The 22,381-nt window shown below is 68.2% G+C and carries 22 protein-coding genes; 6 read left to right on the top strand and 16 right to left on the bottom strand.

Annotated elements, in window-relative coordinates:
* Positions 1–52: 52 nt before the first annotated feature.
* Positions 53–682 (top strand): TetR/AcrR family transcriptional regulator, encoded by a 630-nt coding sequence (locus ACP696_RS04095; protein ID WP_426043490.1) that lies wholly within the window; start codon positions 53–55, stop codon positions 680–682.
* A gap of 167 nt (positions 683–849) precedes the next feature.
* On the opposite strand, the gene xylD is transcribed toward ACP696_RS04095, so the two are convergent.
* The 6 genes from xylD to ACP696_RS04065 form a co-directional block, all read right to left on the bottom strand.
* Positions 850–2,643 (bottom strand): xylonate dehydratase XylD, encoded by a 1,794-nt coding sequence (gene xylD, locus ACP696_RS04090; RefSeq protein ID WP_426043489.1) that lies wholly within the window; start codon positions 2,641–2,643, stop codon positions 850–852.
* Positions 2,633–3,502, bottom strand: a complete 870-nt coding sequence (locus ACP696_RS04085) for an SMP-30/gluconolactonase/LRE family protein (protein WP_426043488.1) — start codon at positions 3,500–3,502, stop codon at positions 2,633–2,635. Before ACP696_RS04085 ends, xylD begins: the two co-directional genes overlap by 11 nt.
* Positions 3,503–3,667: 165 nt before the next feature.
* Positions 3,668–4,414, bottom strand: coding sequence for a D-xylose 1-dehydrogenase (gene xylB / locus ACP696_RS04080; RefSeq protein ID WP_426013097.1), 747 nt, complete (start codon positions 4,412–4,414; stop codon positions 3,668–3,670).
* A 5-nt stretch (positions 4,415–4,419) separates the two neighbouring features.
* A complete protein-coding gene (locus ACP696_RS04075; protein ID WP_426013095.1) occupies positions 4,420–5,856 on the bottom strand; it encodes an aldehyde dehydrogenase family protein in 1,437 nt (478 codons plus the stop codon).
* 16 nt (positions 5,857–5,872) lie between these two features.
* Positions 5,873–7,024, bottom strand: coding sequence for a fumarylacetoacetate hydrolase family protein (locus ACP696_RS04070; RefSeq protein ID WP_426013094.1), 1,152 nt, complete (start codon positions 7,022–7,024; stop codon positions 5,873–5,875).
* A 214-nt stretch (positions 7,025–7,238) separates the two neighbouring features.
* Entirely contained in the window at positions 7,239–8,129 is an 891-nt protein-coding gene (locus tag ACP696_RS04065) for an SDR family oxidoreductase (RefSeq protein ID WP_426013092.1), read from the bottom strand.
* A gap of 100 nt (positions 8,130–8,229) precedes the next feature.
* Between ACP696_RS04065 and ACP696_RS04060 the strand changes: the two genes are divergently transcribed.
* Positions 8,230–9,054: a helix-turn-helix transcriptional regulator gene (locus tag ACP696_RS04060; RefSeq protein WP_426013090.1), complete on the top strand. Its 825-nt coding sequence runs from the start codon at positions 8,230–8,232 to the stop codon at positions 9,052–9,054.
* 98 nt (positions 9,055–9,152) lie between these two features.
* On the opposite strand, the gene ACP696_RS04055 is transcribed toward ACP696_RS04060, so the two are convergent.
* Positions 9,153–10,211: a LacI family DNA-binding transcriptional regulator gene (locus ACP696_RS04055; RefSeq protein ID WP_426013088.1), complete on the bottom strand. Its 1,059-nt coding sequence runs from the start codon at positions 10,209–10,211 to the stop codon at positions 9,153–9,155.
* A 102-nt stretch (positions 10,212–10,313) separates the two neighbouring features.
* On the opposite strand from ACP696_RS04055, the gene ACP696_RS04050 reads away from it, so the two are divergent.
* On the top strand, positions 10,314–10,868 hold the full coding sequence (locus ACP696_RS04050) for an NTP transferase domain-containing protein (protein WP_426013086.1): 555 nt from the start codon (positions 10,314–10,316) through the stop codon (positions 10,866–10,868).
* A gap of 25 nt (positions 10,869–10,893) precedes the next feature.
* On the opposite strand, the gene ACP696_RS04045 is transcribed toward ACP696_RS04050, so the two are convergent.
* The 5 genes from ACP696_RS04045 to ACP696_RS04025 all read right to left on the bottom strand — a co-directional run bounded on the left by ACP696_RS04045 (position 10,894) and on the right by ACP696_RS04025 (position 15,600).
* Entirely contained in the window at positions 10,894–12,429 is a 1,536-nt protein-coding gene (locus ACP696_RS04045) for a flavodoxin domain-containing protein (RefSeq protein ID WP_426013084.1), read from the bottom strand.
* Positions 12,426–13,418 (bottom strand): FAD:protein FMN transferase, encoded by a 993-nt coding sequence (locus tag ACP696_RS04040; RefSeq protein ID WP_426013082.1) that lies wholly within the window; start codon positions 13,416–13,418, stop codon positions 12,426–12,428. The genes ACP696_RS04045 and ACP696_RS04040 overlap by 4 nt, the downstream gene beginning before the upstream one ends.
* Positions 13,419–13,490: 72 nt before the next feature.
* A complete protein-coding gene (locus ACP696_RS04035; protein ID WP_426043487.1) occupies positions 13,491–14,420 on the bottom strand; it encodes a DUF4198 domain-containing protein in 930 nt (309 codons plus the stop codon).
* 15 nt (positions 14,421–14,435) lie between these two features.
* The gene (locus ACP696_RS04030) at positions 14,436–14,960 is read right to left on the bottom strand and encodes a DUF2271 domain-containing protein (protein WP_426043486.1); all 525 of its coding nucleotides are present in this window, start codon (positions 14,958–14,960) and stop codon (positions 14,436–14,438) included.
* A gap of 10 nt (positions 14,961–14,970) precedes the next feature.
* Positions 14,971–15,600: a PepSY-associated TM helix domain-containing protein gene (locus ACP696_RS04025; RefSeq protein WP_426043485.1), complete on the bottom strand. Its 630-nt coding sequence runs from the start codon at positions 15,598–15,600 to the stop codon at positions 14,971–14,973.
* Between the two features lie 201 nt (positions 15,601–15,801).
* On the opposite strand from ACP696_RS04025, the gene ACP696_RS04020 reads away from it, so the two are divergent.
* Complete coding sequence (locus tag ACP696_RS04020) at positions 15,802–16,179, top strand: response regulator (protein ID WP_426013076.1); 378 nt, start codon at positions 15,802–15,804, stop codon at positions 16,177–16,179.
* Positions 16,180–16,206: 27 nt separating this feature from the next.
* Here the strand turns inward: ACP696_RS04020 and ACP696_RS04015 are convergent, their stop codons facing one another.
* On the bottom strand, positions 16,207–16,878 hold the full coding sequence (locus ACP696_RS04015) for a hypothetical protein (protein ID WP_426043484.1): 672 nt from the start codon (positions 16,876–16,878) through the stop codon (positions 16,207–16,209).
* Positions 16,879–17,147: 269 nt separating this feature from the next.
* Between ACP696_RS04015 and ACP696_RS04010 the strand changes: the two genes are divergently transcribed.
* Positions 17,148–19,079: a M61 family metallopeptidase gene (locus ACP696_RS04010; RefSeq protein WP_426043483.1), complete on the top strand. Its 1,932-nt coding sequence runs from the start codon at positions 17,148–17,150 to the stop codon at positions 19,077–19,079.
* A 70-nt stretch (positions 19,080–19,149) separates the two neighbouring features.
* On the top strand, positions 19,150–19,656 hold the full coding sequence (locus ACP696_RS04005; protein ID WP_426031426.1) for an FKBP-type peptidyl-prolyl cis-trans isomerase: 507 nt from the start codon (positions 19,150–19,152) through the stop codon (positions 19,654–19,656).
* A gap of 156 nt (positions 19,657–19,812) precedes the next feature.
* On the opposite strand, the gene rutA is transcribed toward ACP696_RS04005, so the two are convergent.
* The 3 genes from rutA to rutC form a co-directional block, all read right to left on the bottom strand.
* Positions 19,813–20,877, bottom strand: a complete 1,065-nt coding sequence (rutA, locus tag ACP696_RS04000) for a pyrimidine utilization protein A (protein WP_426013070.1) — start codon at positions 20,875–20,877, stop codon at positions 19,813–19,815.
* Positions 20,878–21,142: 265 nt separating this feature from the next.
* Positions 21,143–21,943: a pyrimidine utilization protein D gene (rutD, locus tag ACP696_RS03995; RefSeq protein WP_426013068.1), complete on the bottom strand. Its 801-nt coding sequence runs from the start codon at positions 21,941–21,943 to the stop codon at positions 21,143–21,145.
* The gene (rutC, locus tag ACP696_RS03990) at positions 21,944–22,330 is read right to left on the bottom strand and encodes a pyrimidine utilization protein C (protein ID WP_426013067.1); all 387 of its coding nucleotides are present in this window, start codon (positions 22,328–22,330) and stop codon (positions 21,944–21,946) included. It lies immediately after the preceding gene.
* Positions 22,331–22,381: the final 51 nt, after the last annotated feature.

Genomic DNA, 22,381 nt, shown 5'->3' with positions numbered 1-22,381 from the left:
AAAGTCATGACTCTCTTGCATCGGCGGGTCAACATATTCCATAGTGGTCGCTATGGAATATGTTGACCCGCAACGTCCACGGCGTCTTGGCCGCCCGCTGTCGTTCGACCGGGAGGTCGCCCTTCAGACCGCGATGCTGACCTTTTGGCGTCATGGCTACGAGACCACGTCGGTGGCCGACCTGACCGCCGCCATGGGCGTGACGGCGCCCAGCCTCTACACCGCGTTTGGCGACAAGAAGCAGTTGTTCCTGGAAGCCGTGCGGCTGTATGCGGGCGATCCAGACGTCATGGCGCGGGCCATCGGCGATGCGCCCAGCGCCTTGGAGGCGGCGCGTGACCTGATGACCGCAGCCGCCACCGCCTATACCGGCGAGGAGACGCCCAGGGGCTGCCTGCTTGCCAGCGCGACGGCCAGCGGGTCGGCGGCGTCCTGCGACGTGCAACAGGCCGTCGCAGACATCCGGCGTGGCGTGCAACGGCGCCTTGATGAGAGAATTCAGCGAGACATCGCCGACGGCGCGCTCCCGTTGACCACGAACCCGGCCGAGCTTTCGGGGCTGGTCATGGCCGTCATACAGGGGATGTCCGTGCTCGCCCGGGACGGCGCGAGCCGCGCGTCCTTGCTGGCGACGGTCCAGGCGGCCTTGCGCGCCTGGCCTGGCATGGGCGCTGATCGATAGGGCTCGCCGGCGTCGCCGGCCGAGGTGGGTGACAGGCCCATGGGCCTGTCACCGTCCGCCCCTTTAGAGCATTTCCCGACCTGACTGCGTCAGGCCGTGAGCTCTAATCTTCTGTTTTGACGCACTTTTCTTCACACGAACCGGAACCACTTCGCTCGAAAAATGCTCTAGTGGTTATGCCTCGGCAGCTTGCTCGCCAGGTCCTGGTACTTGACCGCGAACTCCAGCACCGCGCCGGTTTCCAGCTGGCCGGTATGGGCGCGGTAGATTTCCTGCCAGGGCGTCATGGTGGCCGGCACGGCGGGGATGCCCTCCAGGCGCCGCTCGGCGATGGTCGCCTCGTCCACCAGGGCGTTGCACTGGCCGGTGTTGAGGTCGATGCGGATCCGGTCGCCGGTGCGCAGCCAGGACAGGCCGCCGCCGATCGCGCTTTCGGGCGAGGCGTTGAGGATCGAGGGGCTGTCGGCGGTGCCCGACTGGCGGCCGTCGCCCAGGGTGGGCAGGCTCATGATCCCGCGCTTCAGCAGGGCGTCCGGCGGCTGCATGTTCACGACCTCGGCCGAGCCCGGCCAGCCGATCGGACCGGCCCCGCGGATCACCAGTAAGGTGCGCTCGTCGATCTCCAGCGACGGATCGTTGATCCGGGCGTGATAGTCGTCCGACCCGTCGAACACCACCGCCCGCGCCTCGAACGCGCCCGTATTGCCGGGCTCCGAGAGATAGCGGTCGCGGAACTCCTGGCTGATGACGCTGGTCTTCATGATCGCGAAGTCGAACAGGTTGCCCTTCAAAACCAGGAACCCGGCCCGCTCGCTCATCGGCGCCGCGTAGGGGAAGATCACCTCGCGGTCGCGGGTCTCGCGGCCTTCCAGGTTTTCCGCCATCGTCTTGCCGGTGACGGTCATGACGTCGCCGTGCAGGCGGCCGGCCTGCAGCAGCTCCCACAGCACCGCCGGCGCGCCGCCGGCCCGGTGGAAGCGCTCGCCGAGGTACTTGCCGGCCGGCTGCATGTTGAGGATCAGCGGGATGTCATAGGCCGCCCGCCAGTCGTCGGCGGTGATGTTCAGCCCGGCGTGACGGGCCATGGCCACGATATGCGGCTGGGCGTTGGTCGAGCCGCCGGCCGCCGCCACCAGGGCGATGGCGTTCTCGAAGGCCTTTTGGGTCAGGATGTCGAGGGGCTTCACATCCTCATAGGCCAGGTCGACGATCCGCTGGCCGGTGCGATAGGCCATCTGGCCGCGCTCGCGATAGGGGGCGGGGATGGCCGCGCATCCGGTCAGCGACAGGCCCAGGGCCTCGGCCACGGCGTTCATGGTCGAGGCCGTGCCCATGGTGTTGCAGTGGCCGGCCGAAGGGGCGCTGTCGGAGGCGCGCTGGATGAACTCCTCCTCGTTGATCTCGCCGGCCGCCAGCTTGCGCCGCGAGCGCCAGATCACCGTGCCCGAGCCGACCAGCTCATTGTTGTGCCAGCCGTCCAGCATCGGCCCGCCCGACAGCACGATGGCCGGGATATTGACCGTGGTGGCGGCCATGATGCCGGCCGGGGTGGTCTTGTCGCAGCCGGTGGTCAGGACGACGGCGTCGATCGGATAGCCGTGCAGCACCTCGACCAGGCCCAGATAGGACAGGTTGCGGTCGAGCGCCGCAGTCGGGCGGCGGCAGTTCTCGAAGATCGGGTGGACCGGGAACTCCATCGGGATACCGCCGGAATCGCGGATGCCGTCGCGGATCCGGCTCACCAGGTCCAGGTGGATACGGTTGCACGGCGAGATATCGCTGCCGGTCTGGGCGATGCCGATGATCGGCTTGCCGCTGCGCAGCTCCTCAGGCGTGATCCCGTAGTTCATGAACCGCTCGAGGTAGAGCGCCGTCATGTCGATATGGTCGGGGTTGTCGAACCAGTCGCGCGATCGGAACCGGCGTGGGGTACGGCCCGATGGGGTGTGATTAGAGGTCAAGACGCACCTCGTATTGGGGTTGGCCGGCGACGGCGACGGGCAGGGCGAACAGGCCGCCGCACAGGGGGAAGGCGGCGAGCTGGTCGTCGCTCAGCCCCTTGCGGGCGGTGGTGAAATAGACGGTCTTCAGGTCGGGCCCACCGAAGCAGGGCTTGGTGACATTGATGGCCGGCAGGGTGATCCGGTCGACGACCTCGCCTTCCGGGGAGATCCGCAAAGCGCCGTTGCCGCCCCACAGGGCGGTCCAGATGTAGCCGTCCGCGTCGACCACCGAGCCGTCGGGCCAGGCGTTTTCGAGCTCAAGCTTGAAGAACAGCCGCTTGTTCGACAGCGCCCCGCCCTCCATGTCGTAGGCCCAGATCACCTTCTCCAGCGTGTCGGTGTGATAGAAGGTCTGGCCGTCGGGACTGACGCAGGGGCCGTTGGTGATGCAGATGCCGGTGTCCTCGGCGATCGGCCGGCCGGCCTCGTCGAGGCGGTAGAGCGCGCCGCTCGGGGCCTCCTCGCCGTCGTCCATGGTGCCGAACCACAGCCGGCCCTCGCCATCCACCGTGGCGTCGTTGGGGCGATTGTTCAGCTCCGGCGGCTCGATCTCGCCCAGGAAGGTGAAGCCGATGTCGGGGTGGAAGTGATGCAGGCCGCTCTTCAGGCCCGCCACGAAGCCGCCGCCAGCCCGGGGCGCCAGGAAAGTCACCTGGTCGGGAGCGTCGAAGCTGGTCGTCTCGCCGCTGGCGGGGTGGAAGCGGTGGACCTTGTGGCTCTTGATATCGACGAACCACACGGCCTGTTCCTCAGCCGACCAGATCGGACCCTCGCCGAGCGTAGCCTTCAGGTCCCAGACGCAGAGGGGTTCGGGCATGAGTCTATCCATTTTTGAACCCTTCCCCCTGGAGGGGGGAAGGGCAGGGATGGGGGCGGCGCCGCCAGCTGGAAGCTGTGATTCCATCGCCCTATCCTGAACCGTTTCCACCCCCATCCCCAGCCCTTCCCCACTCCAGGGGGAAGGGGGCTCAAGGAGCAACCCCTAACGCCAGCCGGCGTCGATCCAGTATTCGTGACCCGTGCACAGGCTCGCATCGTCCGAGGCCAGGAACATCACCAGCGAGGCGATGTGGTCGGGCAGCAGCCGGCCCTTCAGGGCCTGGGCCTTGACGATCTCGGCCTCGCCCTCGGGCGTATACCACTTTTCCTGGCGCTTGGTCTTGACGTTGCCGGGCACCACGCAGGTGACGCGGATGTCGTCGGGGCCGAGCTCCCGGGCCAGGGCGCGGGTCATGCCCTCGATGCCGGCCTTGGCGGTCTCGTAGAGCACCAGGTCGGGCAGGCCGAGGTGCCAGCTGATCGAGCCGAAATTGATGATCGCCCCGCCGCCGCGCGCCTTCATGCCCGGCGCCACGGCCTGGGTGGCGAACAGCATGTGGCGCAGGTTGACGCCGATCCGCTCGTCCCAATAGGCGGGCGTGATGTCGGCCAGGCTGTGGCGGTCGTCATTGCCGGCGTTGTTGACCAGAACGTCGATGGGGCCAATCTCGGCGAAGGTCTTGGCCACGGCGTCCAGGTCGGTCAGATCGCAGCGGATATAGACCGGCGCGATCTCCGAGCCCGCGAGCCGCGCGGCCAGCGCCGAGGAATCTTCGTCGGCGACATCGAGAAAGATCACCTCGGACCCCTGGCGGACGAAGCCGGCGACGATGCCGGCCCCGATGCCCGAGCCGCCGCCGGTGATCACCACGCGCTTGCCCTTGAGGCTGGGATAGATAGCGGAAGACATGGAGATCACGACCAGGAGTAAGCGGTTTTGGTTTGGGTATAGAACTCGACCGCCGCGAAGCCCTGCTCGCGGGCTCCGTACGACGAGCCCTTCGAGCCGCCGAACGGCACGTGGTAATCGACGCCGGCCGTGGCCAGGTTGACCATGGTCATGCCAGCCTTGGCGTGGCGTTGGAAGTGGCGCGCGTGCTTCAGCGAGGTGGTGGCGATACCTGCCGACAGACCGAACTCGGTGTTGTTGGCGACCTCCAGGGCTTCCTCGTAGCTCTTGACCCGGATGGTCGAGGCGACGGGGCCAAAGACCTCCTCATTGTTGATCCGCATCGACGGATCGGTGTCGGCGATCAGGGTGGGGTGCACGTACCAGCCGGGGTTTTCCAGCTTCAGACGCTGGCCGCCGGTGACCAGCCGGCCGCCTTCGCTCGTGGCGATGTCGATATAGCGGTAGCTGGTTTCCATCTGGTCCTCGGTGACGGCCGGACCGATCTGGGTGTTGGGGTCGAGCGCGTCGCCCACCCGCAGGGCCGCGACCTTCTCGGCCAGCAGGGCCACGAACCGGTCGTGGATGCCGTCCTGGACGATCAGGCGCGAGCTGGCCGTGCAGCGCTGGCCGGTGGCGAAATAGGAGCCGTCCAGGGCGATGGCCACGGCGCGTTCAAGGTCGGCGTCGTCGAGGATGATCAGCGGGTTCTTGCCGCCCATCTCCAGTTGCACACGGGCCTGGCGGGCCACGGCGGCGGCGGCCACCTGGCGTCCCACGCCCTGCGAGCCGGTGAACGACACGCCGTCCACGCCCGGATGCTTGACCAGGGCGTCGCCCATGGCCCCGCGCCCGAACAGCATGTTGAACACGCCGTCCGGCGCGCCGCATTCCTGGATGATGTCGGCCATGGCGGAGGCCGTGGCGGGCGTCGGGCCGGCCGGCTTGATGACCACGGTGTTGCCGAAGGCCAGGGCCGGGGCGGCCTTCCACGCCGGGATGGCGATCGGGAAGTTCCAGGGCGTCACCAAGCCGAAGACGCCGACGGCCTGGCGATAGGTCTGGATCTCGACGCCGGGGCGGGTGCTTTCCAGGTTCTGGCCGTGGCGGCGCAGGGCCTCGCCGGCGAAATATTTGAAGATCCGCCCGGCGCGGACTGTCTCGCCGACGCCCTCGGGCACGGTCTTGCCCTCCTCGCGGGCCAGCAGGCGGCCGATCTCGGCGCTGCGAGCGATGATCGTCGTGCCCACCTTGTCCAGCAGGTCCGAACGCACTTCGGGGGAGGATTCCGACCAGGCCGGGAAAGCCGCGCGGGCGGCGCTGACGGCGGCGTCAACCTCGGCCGCGCCGCCGTCGGGAAGTTGGGCGACGACGTCGTTTGTGTTGGACGGGTTGAGGCTCTGGGTCGGGGTGTCGCCGCTGACGCGTTGGCCGCCGATCAGGTGGTGCAGGGTGTCGGTCATGCCGGATTCCTAGAGACTAGAGCAGGCCGCGGCCGGCCAGATTGCGGATCAGTGCGGAGACGCCGAAGGTCCACGGGGGGGCGAGATCGCAGGTGGTGACCTCGTTCTCCAGTACGCCCAGCTTGGGGGTGGCCACGCGCACCCGGTCGCCGATCTTGTGGGTGAAGCCCTGGCCGGGGGTGTCGCGGTCCTGGATCGGCGCGAACATCGTGCCCAAAAACAGGGCAAAGCCGTCGGGATACTGGTGTTGCTTGCCGAACGCCTGGCCGGCGAGGACGGCGGGGTCGCGGCTGATCAGGCTCATATTGCTGTGGCCATCGAGCACGAAATTGTCGCGGCCGGTGATCTTCAGGGTGACCTCGGCCGAGCGGACGTCGTTCAGGCTGAACCCGTCGTCGAACAGGCGGAAGAACGGACCGATGGCGCAGGAGGCGTTGTTGTCCTTGGCCTTGCTGAGCAGCAGGGCCGATCTGCCCTCGAAGTCGCGCAGGTTGACATCGTTGCCCAGCGAAGCGCCGCGGATCTGGCCTTGGCCGTCGCACAGCAGCACGACCTCGGGCTCGGGATTGTTCCAATGGCTGTCGCTGCGCACGCCGACCTGGTCGCCCCAGCCCATCGACGACAGGGTCGGGCCCTTGGTGAAGATCTCGGCGTCGGGGCCGATGGCCACTTCGAGATATTGCGACCACAGGCCGTCCTTGATCAGGGTCAGCTTCAGGCGCGCCGCGCCCTCCGAGCCCGGATCGACGGCGCGCAGGTCGCCGCCCATGCTGTCGGCCAGCTGGGCGCGGATCTTCAGGGCCTCGGCGGCGTCGCCGCGCGCCCGTTCCTCGATGACGCGTTCCAGGGTCGAGACGGCGAAGGTGACGCCGGCGGCCTTCAGGCACTGCAGGTCGACGGGGGCCAGCAGCTTGGCGGCCGCGCCCTGCGGGTCGGCCCAGACCGGGCGGACATCCAGGTCTTCAAGCGGGCCCAGGTCGACGCCAGCCGGGATCGTCTCGCCAGGCGCGAAGCGGTTCATCAGGTCGGAGGTGGTGGGGGCGATCTTGCTGACGTCCTCGATCCGGCCGCCGCGCACGAGGATCGGGGTCGGTCCGTCGCCGAAATCGACACGGCCCAGCAGGGTCGCGTCACGCCAATCCTCGGGAAGGAACTCCGAAATACCCACCGCGTCTTCTCCCTCGTCGAGCTTTGCAACCCTACCAAGGCCACGCTCGTTCCTGCAAACCCACCTGTTAGCGCTAACATGCCGGGGCGCGCAAGTCGGTGATTTGATATTACAAATGGCGGGGGCAGGTAAGTCGGTTCGGAGGCTTTTGTCTCGGGCGCGACGGGGACGGCGCGCAGGCCGCCCCGTCGAGGAATGAGGATGTGACGGCGCCTCAGGCCGCGTAGTTCATCGCCTCGAGGTCTTCAATCAGGCTCGGCCCGGTCGGGGTCCAGCCCAGTTCCCGTCGCGTCCAAGCGCTCGAGGCCGGCATGTCCAGGGTGATGAACCGGGCCATCCAGCCAAAATGGACCGCCGCCTCCTCCGGCGTCAGGGACACCACCGGAACCTTCAACCCGTCGCCGACCACCTCGGCGATCTCGCGGGCTGTCACGCCCTCCTCGGCCACCGCGTGGTAGCGGGCGCCGGGCTTGGCGTGCTCCAGCGCCAGCCGGTAGAGGCGGGCGACGTCCAGGACATGGCCCGCGGCCCAGCGATTGGCCCCGTCGCCGACATAGGCCGAGACGCCCTTCGCGCGGGCGATCTCCACGGCGGGGGTGATCAGGCCTTGCTTGACCGGGTCGTGGACCTGGGGAAGGCGCATGACCGAAACATTGACGCCGGTCGCCAGGGCCGCCTGGCCGGCGACCTCCGAGGCGCTGCGCGGATTGGGGTACTCCAGGTTGAAGACGTCCTCGACGGCCGGCCGGCCGTCGCCCGGGCTGCCCATCCCCGCGCCCGAGGTAATGACCAGCGGGCGGTCGGTTCCGACCAGCGCCGAAGCCAGGGCCTCGATGGCCCGGCGGTCCTTGTCGCAATTGGCCAGGAAGTTCTCGAAATCGTGGTCGAAGGCGCAGTGAATCACGCCGTCCGCCTGGGCCGCGCCGGCCCGCAGGCTGTCAGGATCCTCGAGGCTGCCGCGATGGCTGTCGGCCCCAGCGACGGCCATTTGCCGGGCCCCGGCCTCGGACCGCGTCAGGCCCACGACCTGATGGCCGGCTTGAAGAAGTTCGGGAATGACGGCGGAGCCGATGAAGCCGGTGGCCCCAGTGAGGAAAACACGCATGGAAACACTCCGATATTAGCTGTTCGAAGGACCATGACGCCCTGGACCGATACTGTTAAAGTAGTGACCTTATCAGGGTATAATAGCCAACAGGCTCAACATGACCGTCGATATTGACAATCGGCTGGGGACCTATCTGAAAAGCCGGCGCGGGCGCATGGATCCGGTCGCCCTGGGGTTTCCCGCCTCGCGCCGGCGCACCACGGGGTTGCGGCGCGAAGAGGTGGCCCAGCGCGCCAACATCAGCGCCACCTGGTATACCTGGCTGGAGCAAGGCCGGGGCGGGGCGCCGTCGGCCGACGTTCTGCATCGCATCGCTGTCGCGCTGATGCTGACCGATGTCGAGCGCGAGCATGTCTTCCTGCTCGGCCTGGGGCGGCCTCCCGAGGTTCGCTACAAGGCGCCGGAGGGGGTATCGCCCCGCCTGCAGCGGGTGCTGGACGGCATGACCTCCAGTCCCGCCATGATCAAGACCGCCACCTGGGACATCGTCGCGTGGAATCGGGCCGCCGCCGCCGTGCTGACCGACTATGGCGCGTTGGCGCCCGACCAGCGCAACGTGCTGCGGCTGATGTTCGGCAATTCCCAGGTCCGCGCCGCCCAGGAGAATTGGGAGAACGTCGCCCGGTTCGTGGTCAGCACGTTCAGGGCGGACGCGGCCCGCGCCGGGGCCGTTTCCGAGGTCAGCCAGCTCGTCGATGAGCTGTGCCTGACCAGCCCCGAGTTCAAGCGGTTCTGGTCCGAAAACGACGTCGGCCTGCACGGCGAGGGCGCCAAGCGGCTCCACCACCCTATCCTGGGCGTGCTAGCGCTAGAATATTCCGCCTTCGCCGTCGATGGACGGCCCGACCTCAGCATGATCGTCTATAATCCGGTCACGGCGGCGGACGCCGAGCGTATTGGTTCGCTGATCGCGCGGACCTAGAGCAAGTCGCGCGATATAGGAATCGCACGGCTTGCCCTAGACTTTTGTTTTCGCATCGCTTTTGCGGAAAACCGGTGGCCACTTTTCCGCGCGATGCTCTAGGCTTCCGGCGCCGGCCCGGTCGAATCCCGGACGATCAGGGTATGCGGGTGGACCAGTTGCCGGGGCTCGCCGGTCTTGGCGCGGTTGCGGCGAATCTCTTCCAGCACCAGGTCGACGGCGGCGCGGGCCATGGCGGCGATGGGCTGGTGGACGGTGGTCAGGGCCGGCCAGATATTGGCGGCGATCGAGGTGTCATCGAAACCGACGATCGACAGGTCGCCCGGCACGTCCAGGCCCAGGCGGTGAGCGACGCCGGCTGTGGCGGCGGCCATGTCGTCATTGCTGGCGAAGATGGCCGTGGGGCGATCCTCGACGGCCAGCAACCGCTCCGCCGCCTCCAGGCCGGAGCGATAGGTGAAATAGCCCTGCTCGATATGCACGGCGTCCTGCGTCAGGCCTGCGGCCTTGAGGGCGGCCATGAAGCCGTCCAGCCGCTGCTGGCTGACCGTCTGGTTGGGGTGGCCCTTGATGAAGCCGAAACGCTTGTGGCCGAGATCCAGCAGATGCTGGCCCAGCTCGTAGGCGGCGGCTTCGTTGTCGATGCGGATGGTGGCCATGTCGGCGCTGGGCATGCCTGGGGCCACGGCCACGGCGGCGGCGCCGGCCGCCTTGACCTCGGCCAGGACCTGGGCGTTCTCGCACAGCGGCGCGGGCAGGATCAGGCCGTCGACGCCGGTCTTCAACAGGCGGGTCAGGGTGGCGCCAGCCAGTTCGGGCTCGGCGCATTTCTCGATCACCACCTGGGCGCCCGTGCGGCTGCTCTCGTCCAGCGCACCGACCAGGAATTCCGACAGGTAGCCCGTCGAGGGGTTGTCATAGAGCAGGCCGATGCGGGCCGGCGCCGAGCCGGCCAGGCTGCGGGCTGCGGGGTTGGGGGCGTAGTTGAGGTCGCGGATCGCCGCGTCGACCAGGGCCTTGGTCTCGGACTTGACCGTGGTCTCGCGGTTGATCACCCGCGACACCGTCATCGGCGAGACGCCCGCCAGGGCGGCGACGTCGCGGATGGTGGCGCTCTGGGTCGTCCGGCGCCTTTGACGCTCGTTACGTTCGTTCATGAATAGCCCGTCCCTTTATCGCGGCGGAGACTAGCCCTGTTCGGCCTCAACTTGAAAGACGCGCGCTTTTGTCCGCGGACGGTCTGTCCTAGGCTGCGCCCAATGATCCCCTTCGGCGCCATCATCCTGACCGGCGGCGGCTCGCGTCGCATGGGCGCCGACAAGGCGTTGCTCGACTGGAACGGTCAGCGGGCGGTGGACTGCGTGGTCGCCCTGGCGCGCGCGGCGGGCGCGGCGCGCGTGTTGACCGCCGGGCGCGATCACGGGTTGGAGCATGTCGAGGATCCCGCGCCCGACGCCGGGCCCGTGGGCGGGGTGCTGGCGGGCTGCGCGGCGCTGGCGGCGAGCGGCCTGACGCGAGCGCTGGTGCTGGCGGTCGATGCGCCGACCGTGACCTTGGCCGACCTCGCGCCGCTGCTCGCCGCGCCGGGGGCGGGGGCGTTTTACGAGGGGCTGCCGGTTCCGATGGTGCTGGCTTTGACCGCCGTGCCGGGTGACGCGGAGGTCGGCTGGCCGTTGCGGCGGCTCGTCGAGCGGGCGGGGCTGGTCGCCGAGCCCTGCGACGAGGCCGTGCGGTTGAGGCTGCGCGGGGCCAACACGCCGGAGGAGCGGGCGAGGTTGATTGTTTTCCCTTCTCCAAGGGGAGAAGGATATTGAGGGCTGGCCACCTCCAGGCGCCGCGTCAGTAAACGTCGCGCCGGTACCGCCCCTCGTCGCTCAGCCGCTCCACGGCCTCCGCGCCCAGCACCGCGACCAGCGCGGCATGGACGTCGCCCGACATCCCCTCCAGCGACCCGCACACATAGATCGCCGCGCCGTCCGCCACCCAGGCCCGCAAGGCGTCGGCGGCCTGCATCAACCGGTGCTGGACATAGATCTTGCGGGTCTGGTCGCGGGAGAAGGCCAGGTCGAGACGTTCCAGCACGCCGCTGGCCCGCCAGGCCTCGATCTCGTCGCGGTGGAAGTAGTCGTGCGCCTGGGTCCGCTCGCCGAACACCAGCCAGTTGCGGTGGCGGCCAGCGGCGGCGCGGCCCTTCAGGTGGGCGCGCAGGCCGGCCAGGCCCGTGCCGTTGCCGATCAGGATCAGCGGCCGATCGTCGGTCGGGCCATGGAAGCTTCGGTTGGTTCGCACCCGCGCGGCGATCTCGGCGCCCTTCTCGGCGTGGACGGTCAGCCAGCCCGAGCCCACGCCCAGCCTGCCGTCGGCGCGTCGCATGGTCCGCACCAGCAGCTCGACCCCGCCGTCGGCCGGTAGCGAGGCGATGGAATATTCACGGTGGGGCAGGGGCGACAGAGCGTCGATCAGGGCCTGAGGCGTCGTCGGGGCCGCGCCGTCGTGCGGCAGGCGCCGCCAGGCCAGGACCGCCGCCAAGGTCGCGCCCTCGTCGGCCAGCACCCCAGCGTCCGGGTCCAGGGCCAGGCCCGACAGCAAGGCGGCGACCTCGGCGGGGTCGTTGCACGGCCCGATCTCCAGGATGTCGCCAGCCTCCCAGGTCGCGGCCTCGGCGGGCTCCAGCCGGATGTGGAACGCCGCCTCGCCGGGGCTGCCCGGATTGAGCTGTCGACGCTCGGCCAGGCGCCAGAGACCATAACGGGGTCGGGTCCAGTCCGGGCTGTCGGTGACGCCGGCCATTACCCCAACCTGGCCCTGCCAATGGCGCAGGGCGGCGTCGTCGCCTTCATCGACCTCGACCCGGTCGAACAGCGGATGGGCCCCGCGCCGGGCCAGCCAGGCGTCGAGCGTGCGGCCAAAGGCGCAGAAGTGGGCGTAGCTGCTGTCGCCCAGGGCGAGGACGCCAAAGCCAAGGTCGTGCAGGTCGGGCGCCGCGCTCATCACATCACGCAGGAAGGGGCGGGCGGTGTCGGGGGCGTCGCCTTCGCCGGTGGTGCTGACCACGAACAGGGCGCGCCCAGCTTTGGCCAAGTCGGCGGCGGTAACGTCGGCCAGGGCCTTCAGCGTCACCCTCGCGCCGCCGTCGCTGAGCAGCTTGGCGGTGGCCAGCGCCAGCTGCTCGGCGAAACCGGTCTGGCTGGCATGGGCCAGCAGGATCGCCGCGCCCTCTCCGGCCGACAGGGCGTGGGCCTCGCGGCGGACGGCGCGACGGCGGCGGGCCTCGCGCAGGGCGATAGCGATGCAGAACAGGGCATAGACGCCCAGCACCAGGCCGGCGGCGCAAAGCCGGCGGGTCTCGGGAGACAGGGCGAGCCAGGCGCTCATGCGTCGAGCATCGCCGTCAGGGCCGGCGACAGGCGCTCTTCCAGTCCGCCAGGACCGTCGGCCACGACCAGCACGGCCAGGCCCCGCACCGTGGCCAAGGCCAGGGCGACGTCGGGCGTCATCACGGTCAGGGCTGTGGCGTAGGCGTCGGCGCGCATGCAGCTTTCGTCCAGGACCGTGACGCTGACGGCGCCGTGTTCGACGGGGGCGGCGGTGGCGGGATCCAGGGTGTGGGCGTAACGCCGGCCGTCATGCTCGAAGAACCGGCGGTAGTCGCCCGAGGTGGCCACCGACAGGCCGTGCAGGGCGACCAGGGTGCGCGGGTTCTCATTGGCGACCGGTGGCCGCTCAAGCTCGACCCACCAGGGCTGGCCGTCCGGCTTGGCGCCGGTCCCGCGCAGTTCGCCGCCGACGTCGACGAGGTACGAGCGGGCGCCGGCGCGATCGAGCGCGGCGGCGACTTGATCGACCGCGAAGCCTTTGGCGACGCCGTTGAGGTCCAGCGTCAAGCCGCCGGGCTGGAACAGGCGGTCGCCGTGGAGGATCAGGCTACGCCAGCCGGCGGCGTCCTGGGCCTTGGCGATCGCCTCGGGCAACGGCGGCGCGCCGGTAAACGGGCGGGGCCCGAAGCCCCACAGGTCGACCAGGCCGCCCAGGGTGGGGTCGAAGGCGCCCTCCGTGGCCTCGGCGACTTCCAGAGCGCACCGCAGCACTCGAAGCATGGCCGGGGGTAGGGCAGTCCAAGTTCCGGCGGCGGCGCGGTTATAGCGCGACAGGTCGGAGTCAGGCTCCCAGGGGCTCATCTCACGCACGACGGTGTCGAGCTCGCACTGGACCATGGCGGTCAGGGCCCGCGCCTTGGCGGTGGGCGGGGCCACCAGCTTGACCGACCAGGTTGTGCCCATGGTCTCACCACCAAGCGCCAGCACCGCGCCGCCGATCGGGCGGGCGGGCGGCTCGGCGAGCAGGGGGACGAGGACGCGGGTCATGGGGAGGGGCCGGCCCCACCGTCGTCATCCCCCGGACAGGTCGGGGGATTGACGACGTGGAGTGTTGGCCGACTAAGGCCGCAGCGCTTCGAGCGTGGCGGTGTAGCTGGCGCTCGTGCCGTCGCCCGCCAGGGGCGTGGCGGGGCCTTGCTGACCGGCGCCAGGATCGCCCATGCCAGGACCGCCGGGCGCGCCACCGGGACCACCAGGGCCGCCGCCTTCACCGCCGGCGCGACGACCGGTCTCGCCGGAACGCGCGACAGCGTTCATCCAGTAGAGGCCGGCCTCCGGGAAGGTGACCTTGAAGCTGCCGTCCGCGCCGGTCTTGACCTTGAAGTCGCCCGGCGTGGCGCGATAGCGGGCGTTGCCGGGGGCGAAGGTCACCTCCAGATCGGCCGCCGGCTTGCCGTCTAGCAGGAACTTGAAGGTCGCCGCCTCGCCCGACACCAGGTCGTTGGGATGGGTCACCGGGATCAGTTCCAGGCCCTTGCCGGTCGGCTTGAACACCGTGGTGGTCGGGGCGTCACGGGTGACGAAGGTTTCGTTGCGGTTGAAGCTCTTGATCGTCTTCAGGTCTGCGGCGCCGGCCGGAACCTGCTTGGCGAAGTCCTCGGGCGTGCCGCGGAAGCGCTTGACCGCGCCGTTCTCGGTCCAGCTGGCCATGATATTGGCCGAGGCCGCGCCGATCTTATAGGTGCCCGGCTTGGTCAGCTGGACATCGAAGGTCGAGCGGTACTTGGCGGTCAGGGCGTTCTGAATCTTGTCGACCGAACCGTCCGGCGCGGTGACGACCACGCCGTCCAGCCGCATCGGGTTATGGTCGGCGTAGAACAGCTCGTTCGAGATCGCCGCGTCGAAGCTGACCCAGATGTCGCCCGACAGCACGGTGGCCGTGGGCGCGATCCAGCCGCGATGGGCTTGGGCCGCGAAGGGCAGGGCCAGGACGAAACCGCCCAGGGTCATGGACGCGGCGACGGCGAGAAGGCGCTTCTTGAAGGTCATGGCGTTTTCTCTCTTCTATTTGACGGCGACGGTGACGGCGCCGAGTTCGGCTGTCCCCTTGGCGGAGGCGGGCTTGCCGGGTTTGCCCCAGGCAAAGGGCACGCGGACGGCCTCATGGCCGCCGACCTCGCGAGCGGCCTCGACGACCAGGTTATACTGACCGGGCTTGAGGTCCTTCAGCGGTCCCTTGGCGCCGCTGAACACCAGCTTCTGCGGACCGGGCGCGCGGGTGGCGCCGCTCAGGCCGTCGGCCGGGAAGCTCATGGTGCGGCCGGCCTTGCGCCACCACTGGCGCATGTCCTTCAACCATTTGACGCCCTTGTCCTCCTTGGAGTCGGCGTCATACCAGACCGCCAGCGTCGCTGCGGCCGAGGCGTCCGGCGCCTCCACCCAGATGGCCACATAGGGCTTGTGATATTCCGCGACCGTCAGGCGCGGCACCTCGACGGTGACATTAAGGTCGGCGGCCAGGGCCGGGGTCGCGACGGCCGCGCCGGCGCCAAGAGCCGAGAAAGCGAGCAGGGACAGGGTGCGCTTCATGGATGGACGCTCACAGGTGGACGAAAAGAATGACGAGCAGCAGCGGGATCACCAGGCCGCCGGCCACCAAGGGCCAGGTCAGGGGCCGGGCCCGCGCGTGGAACTGCAGCAGGATCAGGCCGGTGACCGCGAAGATCACGCAGGCCCCGGCGAAGATGTCGATGAACCAGCCCCAGGCCTTGCCGGCGTTGCGACCCTTGTGCAGGTCGTTCAGCAGGCTGATCGCGCCGCGCGTGGTCTTCTCGTGCTCCACCGCGCCGGTTTCGCGGTCGATGCTGATCCAGGCGTCGCCTCCGGGACGGGCCAGGGCGACATAGACTTCTTCCGCCGTCCACTCGCCGTCGCGGCGGGCGATGTCGGCGTCGACGGCCTTGTCCAGCCAGGTCTCGACCCGGATCGGCAGCGGGCGCTTGCCCTCGGTCGGGCCCTTGGCCAGCAGGGCGATCAGGTCGGCGGGCAGGGTGGCCTTGTGGTCGATGACCACGGGCTTGGCCTCGATCTGGCCGGCATGGTTGAGGGTGAATCCCGTCACGGCGAAGCCCAGCAGGCCGACCAAACTCAGGGCCGCGCTGATCCAGTGACACTGGTGCAGTTGCTTGAGCCAGAACGAGCGGCGTTGCGGGGCGGGAGCGGTCTTCACGGTATCCGGGTCGGCGGGAGGAGGAGCGCAGCTTCATGCCCATATTTGAGAACGACTTGCAAGAGCAAGCTCTGCGCAGGGTCTGATCTCGGCTTTTAGGCCTCCCAAATACGGCGCCTGCGACGATAGCGCACGGGGACGGACCCGGCCTCGGAGACTAGATCTGTTCATGTGTTGTTAAGAAATGCCGGGGGCCGTCGCGTGCAGAAAATCCTAGTCGCCGAGGACGATATCCTGCTGGCGACCCTTCACGAGATTACCCTGAGCGAGGCGGGCTTCGACGTGTTGGTGTGCCGCGACGGGCAGCAGGCGCTGGAGGCCATGGACGCCTTCGATCCCGACCTGCTGATCACCGACTTCTTCATGCCCCGCATGAACGGCGGCGAGCTGATCAAGGCCACCCGCCGTCGTCGCGGCGCGCGCACGGCCGTGCTGCTGGCCTCGGGACGCGAAGAGCATTCGATGCAAGCCGACGAGCGCGGCGACGCCCGCCTGGAAAAGCCGATCACCCCCGGCCGCCTGCTGAGCGCGGTGCGGGCGCTGGAAGAGCGCTTCGTCGGCGGCGCGCTGGCCGCGTAAAGTCCGCAGCCAGGCGGCCTCGATCCCTCAATCCTTTGGGCACAGCGCCTTGGGCGTCCAGTCCGAGGTGAGGGTCGTCGGCGGACTGCCTTCGCCATGCAAGATCAGGGCGAAGCCCTGCCGCGTTTCTCGGCCAATCGCCATCAGCAGCATGGGCGGGCCACGCGGCACCATCAGCGAGTGGCCTTCGCCTCGGGCGACCTGAACGCCGGCGGGCGTTTCCAGACAGCTTGCGCCACGGATTGCATAGAAGGCTTCGGGTCCGGAATGCGCATGCACCGGCGCGGTCATGCCAGGCGCGAAGGTCGATTTCAGATATTCGGCGCTAAGCTCGCCCGGCGCCGCCTCGATCGGCAGCGGGCCGATGTCGGCCAGATGGCGTCCGCCCTCGCGTTCAAGGCCCTTGCCCCCCACATCGAAGAGCCAGACCCGGCCAAAGGCCTGAACGACGGCGCCGTGCGGCGGCCTGACGCGTTCGGCGGCGGGCAGGTCGGCGAAGGTGTAGATGTTCCAATAGAGCGGCCCCGGCGGCGGCGTCCCCAGATCCTGGTGGGCGACGAGACAGGCCGGCCCCGGTGTCTCGCCGGCCTGCCCCTGACAGGTCCGCGAGGTGGCCTGGGCTTGGGCGGAAAGCGGTGAAAGCGCGAGAAGCGCGAAAACACCCAAGGAGACGGTCAGAGGTTTGGAGGTCCAACTCATGGTTCTCGTCTCGATGAACAGTGCGGTCAGTTTTGCCAAATCCAGCGCCTGACATCCAGCCATAGTTGTCCCCGCTACGCCGGCTTCAGACCTGTCAGCTAACGCGGGTCGGTCAGGGGCAGGAGGAGCCCGCTGCGTGGGCGGCCGTCAAAAAGGGAGCGAACCCGGTAGTCTCTGCAAAAGGCGACCTCGACAAGGCCGGCCTTAGGGGAGAAGTATCCTGCCTTTCGTCGTGGGAGTATGCCCGCGCGTCGCATTGGGGTCGTTTTTTGAAAACGCTGTTCCTTACCGCCTCCGCTCTCGCCCTGGTTCTGACGGGCGGCGCTTCCGCCCAGGACCGCGTGCCCGTCCAGGCGCCGCCCACCCCGCAGATCGCGGCCGCCCAGGATATCGCCTATCCCGGCGTGCTGAAACTGTCGGTCGACGCCACCGATCTGGACCGCAAGATCTTCCAGGTCCGCGAGACGATCCCGGTCGCAAAGCCAGGCCCGATGACCATCCTCTATCCGCAGTGGGTTCCCGGCGGCCACTCGCCCCGCAACGACCTGGACAAGCTTGCGGGCCTCGTCATCACAGCCAATGGCGCGAGCTTGCCCTGGACCCGCGACCCGGTCGCCGTCCACGCCTTCCATTTCGACGTGCCGGCCGGCGCGACCGAGATTCAGGTCAGCTTCCAGTTCCTCACCCCGGTGAAGGCCGATGTCGGCCGTATCCTGGTGACCGACGACATGCTGAACGTGCAGTGGCTGCAGCTGGGCTTCTACCCGGCCGGCTACTACATGCGCGGCATTCAGATCGAACCGACCGTCAAGCTGCCGGAAGGCTGGGGCTTCGGCACCGCGCTGGAGAAGGCCTCGGCCAGCGGCCAGACCACCACCTTCAAGACCACCACCTTCGAGACGCTGGTCGACTCGCCGATGTTCGCCGGCCGCTATTTCAAGCAGGTCGACCTGGACCCGGGCGCGGCTACGCCGGTGCGGCTGAACATCGTCGCCGACAAGCCCGATCTGCTGGAGATCAAGCCGGAAGCCCTGCAGATCCATCGCAACCTCGTGCAGCAGGCCTACAGGCTGTACGGCGCGCACCACTACGACCACTACGACTTCCTGCTGGCCCTGACCGACAAGATGGGCGGCATCGGCCTGGAGCATCACCGCTCCAGCGAAAATGGCGTCACCCCCAAATACTTCACCGACTGGGAAAAGACCTATGTGGGCCGCGACCTGCTGGCCCACGAATACACCCACTCGTGGAACGGCAAGTTCCGCCGCGCCGCCGACCTCTATACCCCGACGCTGAACGAGCCGATGCGCGACAGCCTGATGTGGGTCTATGAGGGCCAGACCCAGTATTGGGGCAACATACTGGCCGCCCGCTCGGGCCTGCAGACCAAGCAGCAGGGCCTGGACTCTCTGGCCATGACCGCCGCCCTCTATGACACTCGCGCCGGCCGCAACTGGCGCAATGTGGAAGACACCACCAACGACCCGATCATCGCCAATCGCAAGCCGGCCTCGTGGACCAGCTGGCAGCGCAGCGAGGACTATTATTCGGAAGGCCAGCTGGTCTGGCTCGACGCCGACACCCTGATCCGCGAGAAGACCGGCGGCAAGAAGTCGCTGGACGACTTTGCCAAGGCCTTTTTCGGCGTCGAGAACGGCTCCTACGTGCCGCTGACCTACGACTTCGACACCGTGGTCACGACGCTGAACGGCGTGGTTCCCTATGATTGGTCAAGCTTTCTGAAGACCCGCATCCAGGGGCTCTCGGCGCGCGCCCCGCTGGATGGCCTGACACGCGGCGGCTACAAGCTGGTCTATACCGACACGCCCACCGAGTTCTTCAAGGCGGCCGAAACGCGCGGCAAGGTCGTCAATCTCAGCTATTCGCTGGGCATTTCGGTCGGCGCGCTGGGCGTGCTGTCGGCCGTCAACTGGGACACCCCGGCCTTCAAGGCGGGCCTGACGGCCGGCGAGACCCTCGTGGCGGTCAACGGTACGGCCTATAGCGACGACGGCCTGAAGGACGCGGTCAAGGCCACGACCAAGACCGGCGCGGCGCCGGTCGAGCTGCTGATCAAGGACGGCGAGCGCTATCGCACGGTGAAGATCGACTATGCCGGCGGCCTGAAGTATCCGCGCCTGGAACGCATCGAGGGCACGCCCGCGCGGCTGGATGATATCTACGCGGCGCGGAAGTAGGCTGATTTCGCCCCGGCTTTCATGCGAAGGTCGGGGCGTCTTTCCTTTTCGTCCCTGTCGCGAGTTTCCGATGAACCGTATCGCCGCCCTGGCCCTGGGCCTTTGCCTGTTGTCGAGCCCCGCCCTGGCGCGGCAGGCCTCGCCGCCGCCGCAACTGGTCAACGCGGTCGACACCGCCAAGACGCTGGCCGACGGTCAGGCGTTCATGGTGAAGAACGCCAAGGCGCCTGGCGTGATCACCACCGCCTCGGGCCTGCAATACAAGATCACGACCTCGGGTCCGAAGACCGGCCCGTCGCCCAAGCTCGGCGACATCATCAAGGTGCATTACGAAGGCAAGCTGCTGGACGGCAGGGTGTTCGACAGCTCGTTCGAGCGCGGCAAGGCGGCGATCATGCCGTCGGACGGGCTCATCCCGGGCTGGATGGAGGCCCTGCCGCTGATGCATGTCGGCGATGAATGGACCCTGTGGATCCCGGCCAGCCTAGGCTACGGCGAACGCAACACCGGTCCGATCCCGGCCAACAGCGTGCTGGTGTTCCGCCTGCAGCTGATCGGGATGCTGGCGGTGGATTAGAAAAGGGGCTGGAGTGGCGGCGCACTTGCCCCCACCTGGCGATTGCGTCGCCTGTCCGCCCCCACAGGGGGCGGAGTTTCGCGCGACCTGAGCTCCGCCCCCTATGGGGGTGGACAGACGGCGAAGCCGTCAGGTGGAGGCAAGTCAGTGAGCCACCTAAATCCCCGCCCTTGATTTCATCAGCGGCTGAATCCGCGTCCCGAAGTTCTCCACCCCCGCAACGAAGTCGTCGAACACCAGCAGCACGCCGGCCGTGCCGTCGACGGCGGCGACCTCGTCGAGCATGCGGGCGACGCTCTCATACGACCCCACCAGGGTGCCCATGTTGAGGTTCACCGCCGATTCCGGGGCGGCCAGCTGGGCGGTGTTGGTGGTGGAACCGGCGGCGGCGTTGGGGGCGGCCTGGTTGGTCAGCCAGGCTAGCGCCTCCTGGTCGGCGCCGGCGCGATAGGCCTGCCACTTGGCCATGGCGGCCTCGTCGGTCTCGTCGGCGATGATCATGAACAGGATGTAGGAGGCCACGTCGCGGCCGGTCTTGTCGGCGGCGGCCTTGAGGCGGTCATTGACCGAGCCGAAGGCGGTGGGGGTGTTGATCCCCTTGCCCAGGGCGAAGCTGTAGTCGGCATACTTTGCGGTGAAGGCCAGGCCCTCGTTCGACGAGCCCGCGCAGATCAGCTTGGTGTCCTTCGGATGGGGGCTGACCCGGCAGTCGGTCATCTGGAAGTACTTGCCCTTGAAGTCCGACACCCCGGTCTCCAGCAGCTCGCGCAGCACCGTCGCGTATTCGGCCAGGTAGTTGTAGCGATCGGTATAGTGGCCCTCGCCCGGCCACAGGCCCATCTGGTCATATTCGGCCTTCTGCCAGCCGGTGACCAAGTTGATGCCGAACCGGCCCGGGGCGATCGAATCTATCGTGGAGGCCATGCGCGCCACGATGGCCGGCGGGATGGTCAGGGTGGCGGCGGTGGCGAAAATCTTGATCTTGCTGGTCACGGCCGCCAGGCCGGCCATCAGGGTGAAGCTCTCGAGATTGTGCTCCCAGAACTGGGTCTTGCCGCCAAAACCGCGCAGCTTGATCATCGAGAGGGCGAAGTCGAAGCCGTAGGTCTCCGCCTTCTGGACGATCTCCTTGTTGAGCTCGAACGTCGGCATGTACTGCGGAGCCGCTTCGGAGATCAGCCAGCCGTTGTTGCCGATCGGAATGAAGACGCCGATTTCCATATCAATTCCCCCTGCCTAAGCTTGATGTTGTGTTGAGCGATCACTCGCCCATTTTCCGTCTCCCCGGCGAAGGCCGGGGCCCAGAGCAAGCCGCGCGATATAGGAATCGCACGGCTTGCTCTAGACTTTTGTTTTCGCATCGCTTTTGCGGAAAACCGGTTGCCACTTTTCCGCGCGATGCTCTAGGTGAAACCCACGAGCCGCTCAGGATGAATCTGGGTCCCGGCCTTCGCCAGGAAGGCGGCTTGGGGCGTGCAAAAACACCTCACGCCCCCTCCAGAAAATCGACGAGCGTCGCGTTGAACGCCTCCGCCGCCGTCACCGTGAAGCCGTGGCCGCCCCAGGGTGCGATGTCGAGCGTGGCGTGGGGCAGGCGCTCGGCCAGGCGGCGCGAGCAGGACAGCGGCACCAGCATGTCGTCGGCGCTGGCGCTGACCAGCACGGGGCAGGCGATGCGCGGCAGGTCGGCGTCGATGTCGAAATCCAGGAGCGCCTGAATGCGGGCGCGCATCACGTCGGGATCCGGGAAGCCTTGGATATGGTGAACCTCCTCGGCCTCCAGCCGGGCGTGGTTGGCGCTCAGCCAGTCGGCAGGAAAGAGGAACAGCGGCTGGGCGTGCACATAGGCCGCGATCCCCGTGTTGTTCAGCAGGGCCAGGCGGGTGTCGAAACAGCGCTTGATGTGCGGGTCGGGCCGCGACCAGCCGTTGACCACCACCAGCTTGCCGATGCGGTCCGAGTGGGTCAGCGCCATGGCCAGGCCGGCATTGCCGCCCGCCGCGTGGCCGACCACGTGGGCGCGCTCCAGGCCGATGGCGTCCATGACCTTGACGATGTCCTCGCCCATCGCCGCCACGGTGTGCGGGTCGGTCAGGATCCGCGCGCTGCGGCCCGTGCCGCGATGGTCGTAGAGCACCACGCAGAACCGCTCGAGCAGCGCGTCCATCTGCGGCGCCCAGAAGGCCCCGGAGCCGCCGAGCCCGGCCGACAGGATCACCGTCTGGCGATCGGCGGCCGGGCCGCCATTGACCTCGTGGTACAGGCCGTCGACGGTTCCGGAATTCATCTACTTGCCGATGTGGGCGACGGTGGCGATCTCGACCAGGAAGTCGGGCCGCACCAGGCCGCACTGGATGCAATAGCGCGCGGGCTTCTCGCCGGGGAAGTATTCCGCATAGACCAGGTTGATGGCGGCGTAGTCGGCCCAGTCCTTCAGGAAGATGTGGTTCATGGTCACGTCCTCCATCGTGCCGCCGGCGGTTTCGATCACCGACTTGATGGTCTCCAGCACCTGCCGCGTCTGGGCCGAAGCGTCGCCGACATGGGCGACATTGTTGTCCTTGTCGAAGGCCAGGGTGCCCGAGACATAGACGATCCCGTCGGCCAGGGTTCCGGGCGAGAACGGGGCGATGGGCGTACCCGTGCCGGGCGGGGTGATGACGGTCTTGGGCATGTCTCTCTCCAGATTCTCAAAAGCGTGTCATCCCGGACAGGGCCCGCAGGG

Source organism: Caulobacter sp. DWR3-1-2 (assembly GCF_049896225.1).
GTDB lineage: Bacteria > Pseudomonadota > Alphaproteobacteria > Caulobacterales > Caulobacteraceae > Caulobacter.
This window is presented reverse-complemented; position numbering and strand designations above follow the sequence as displayed.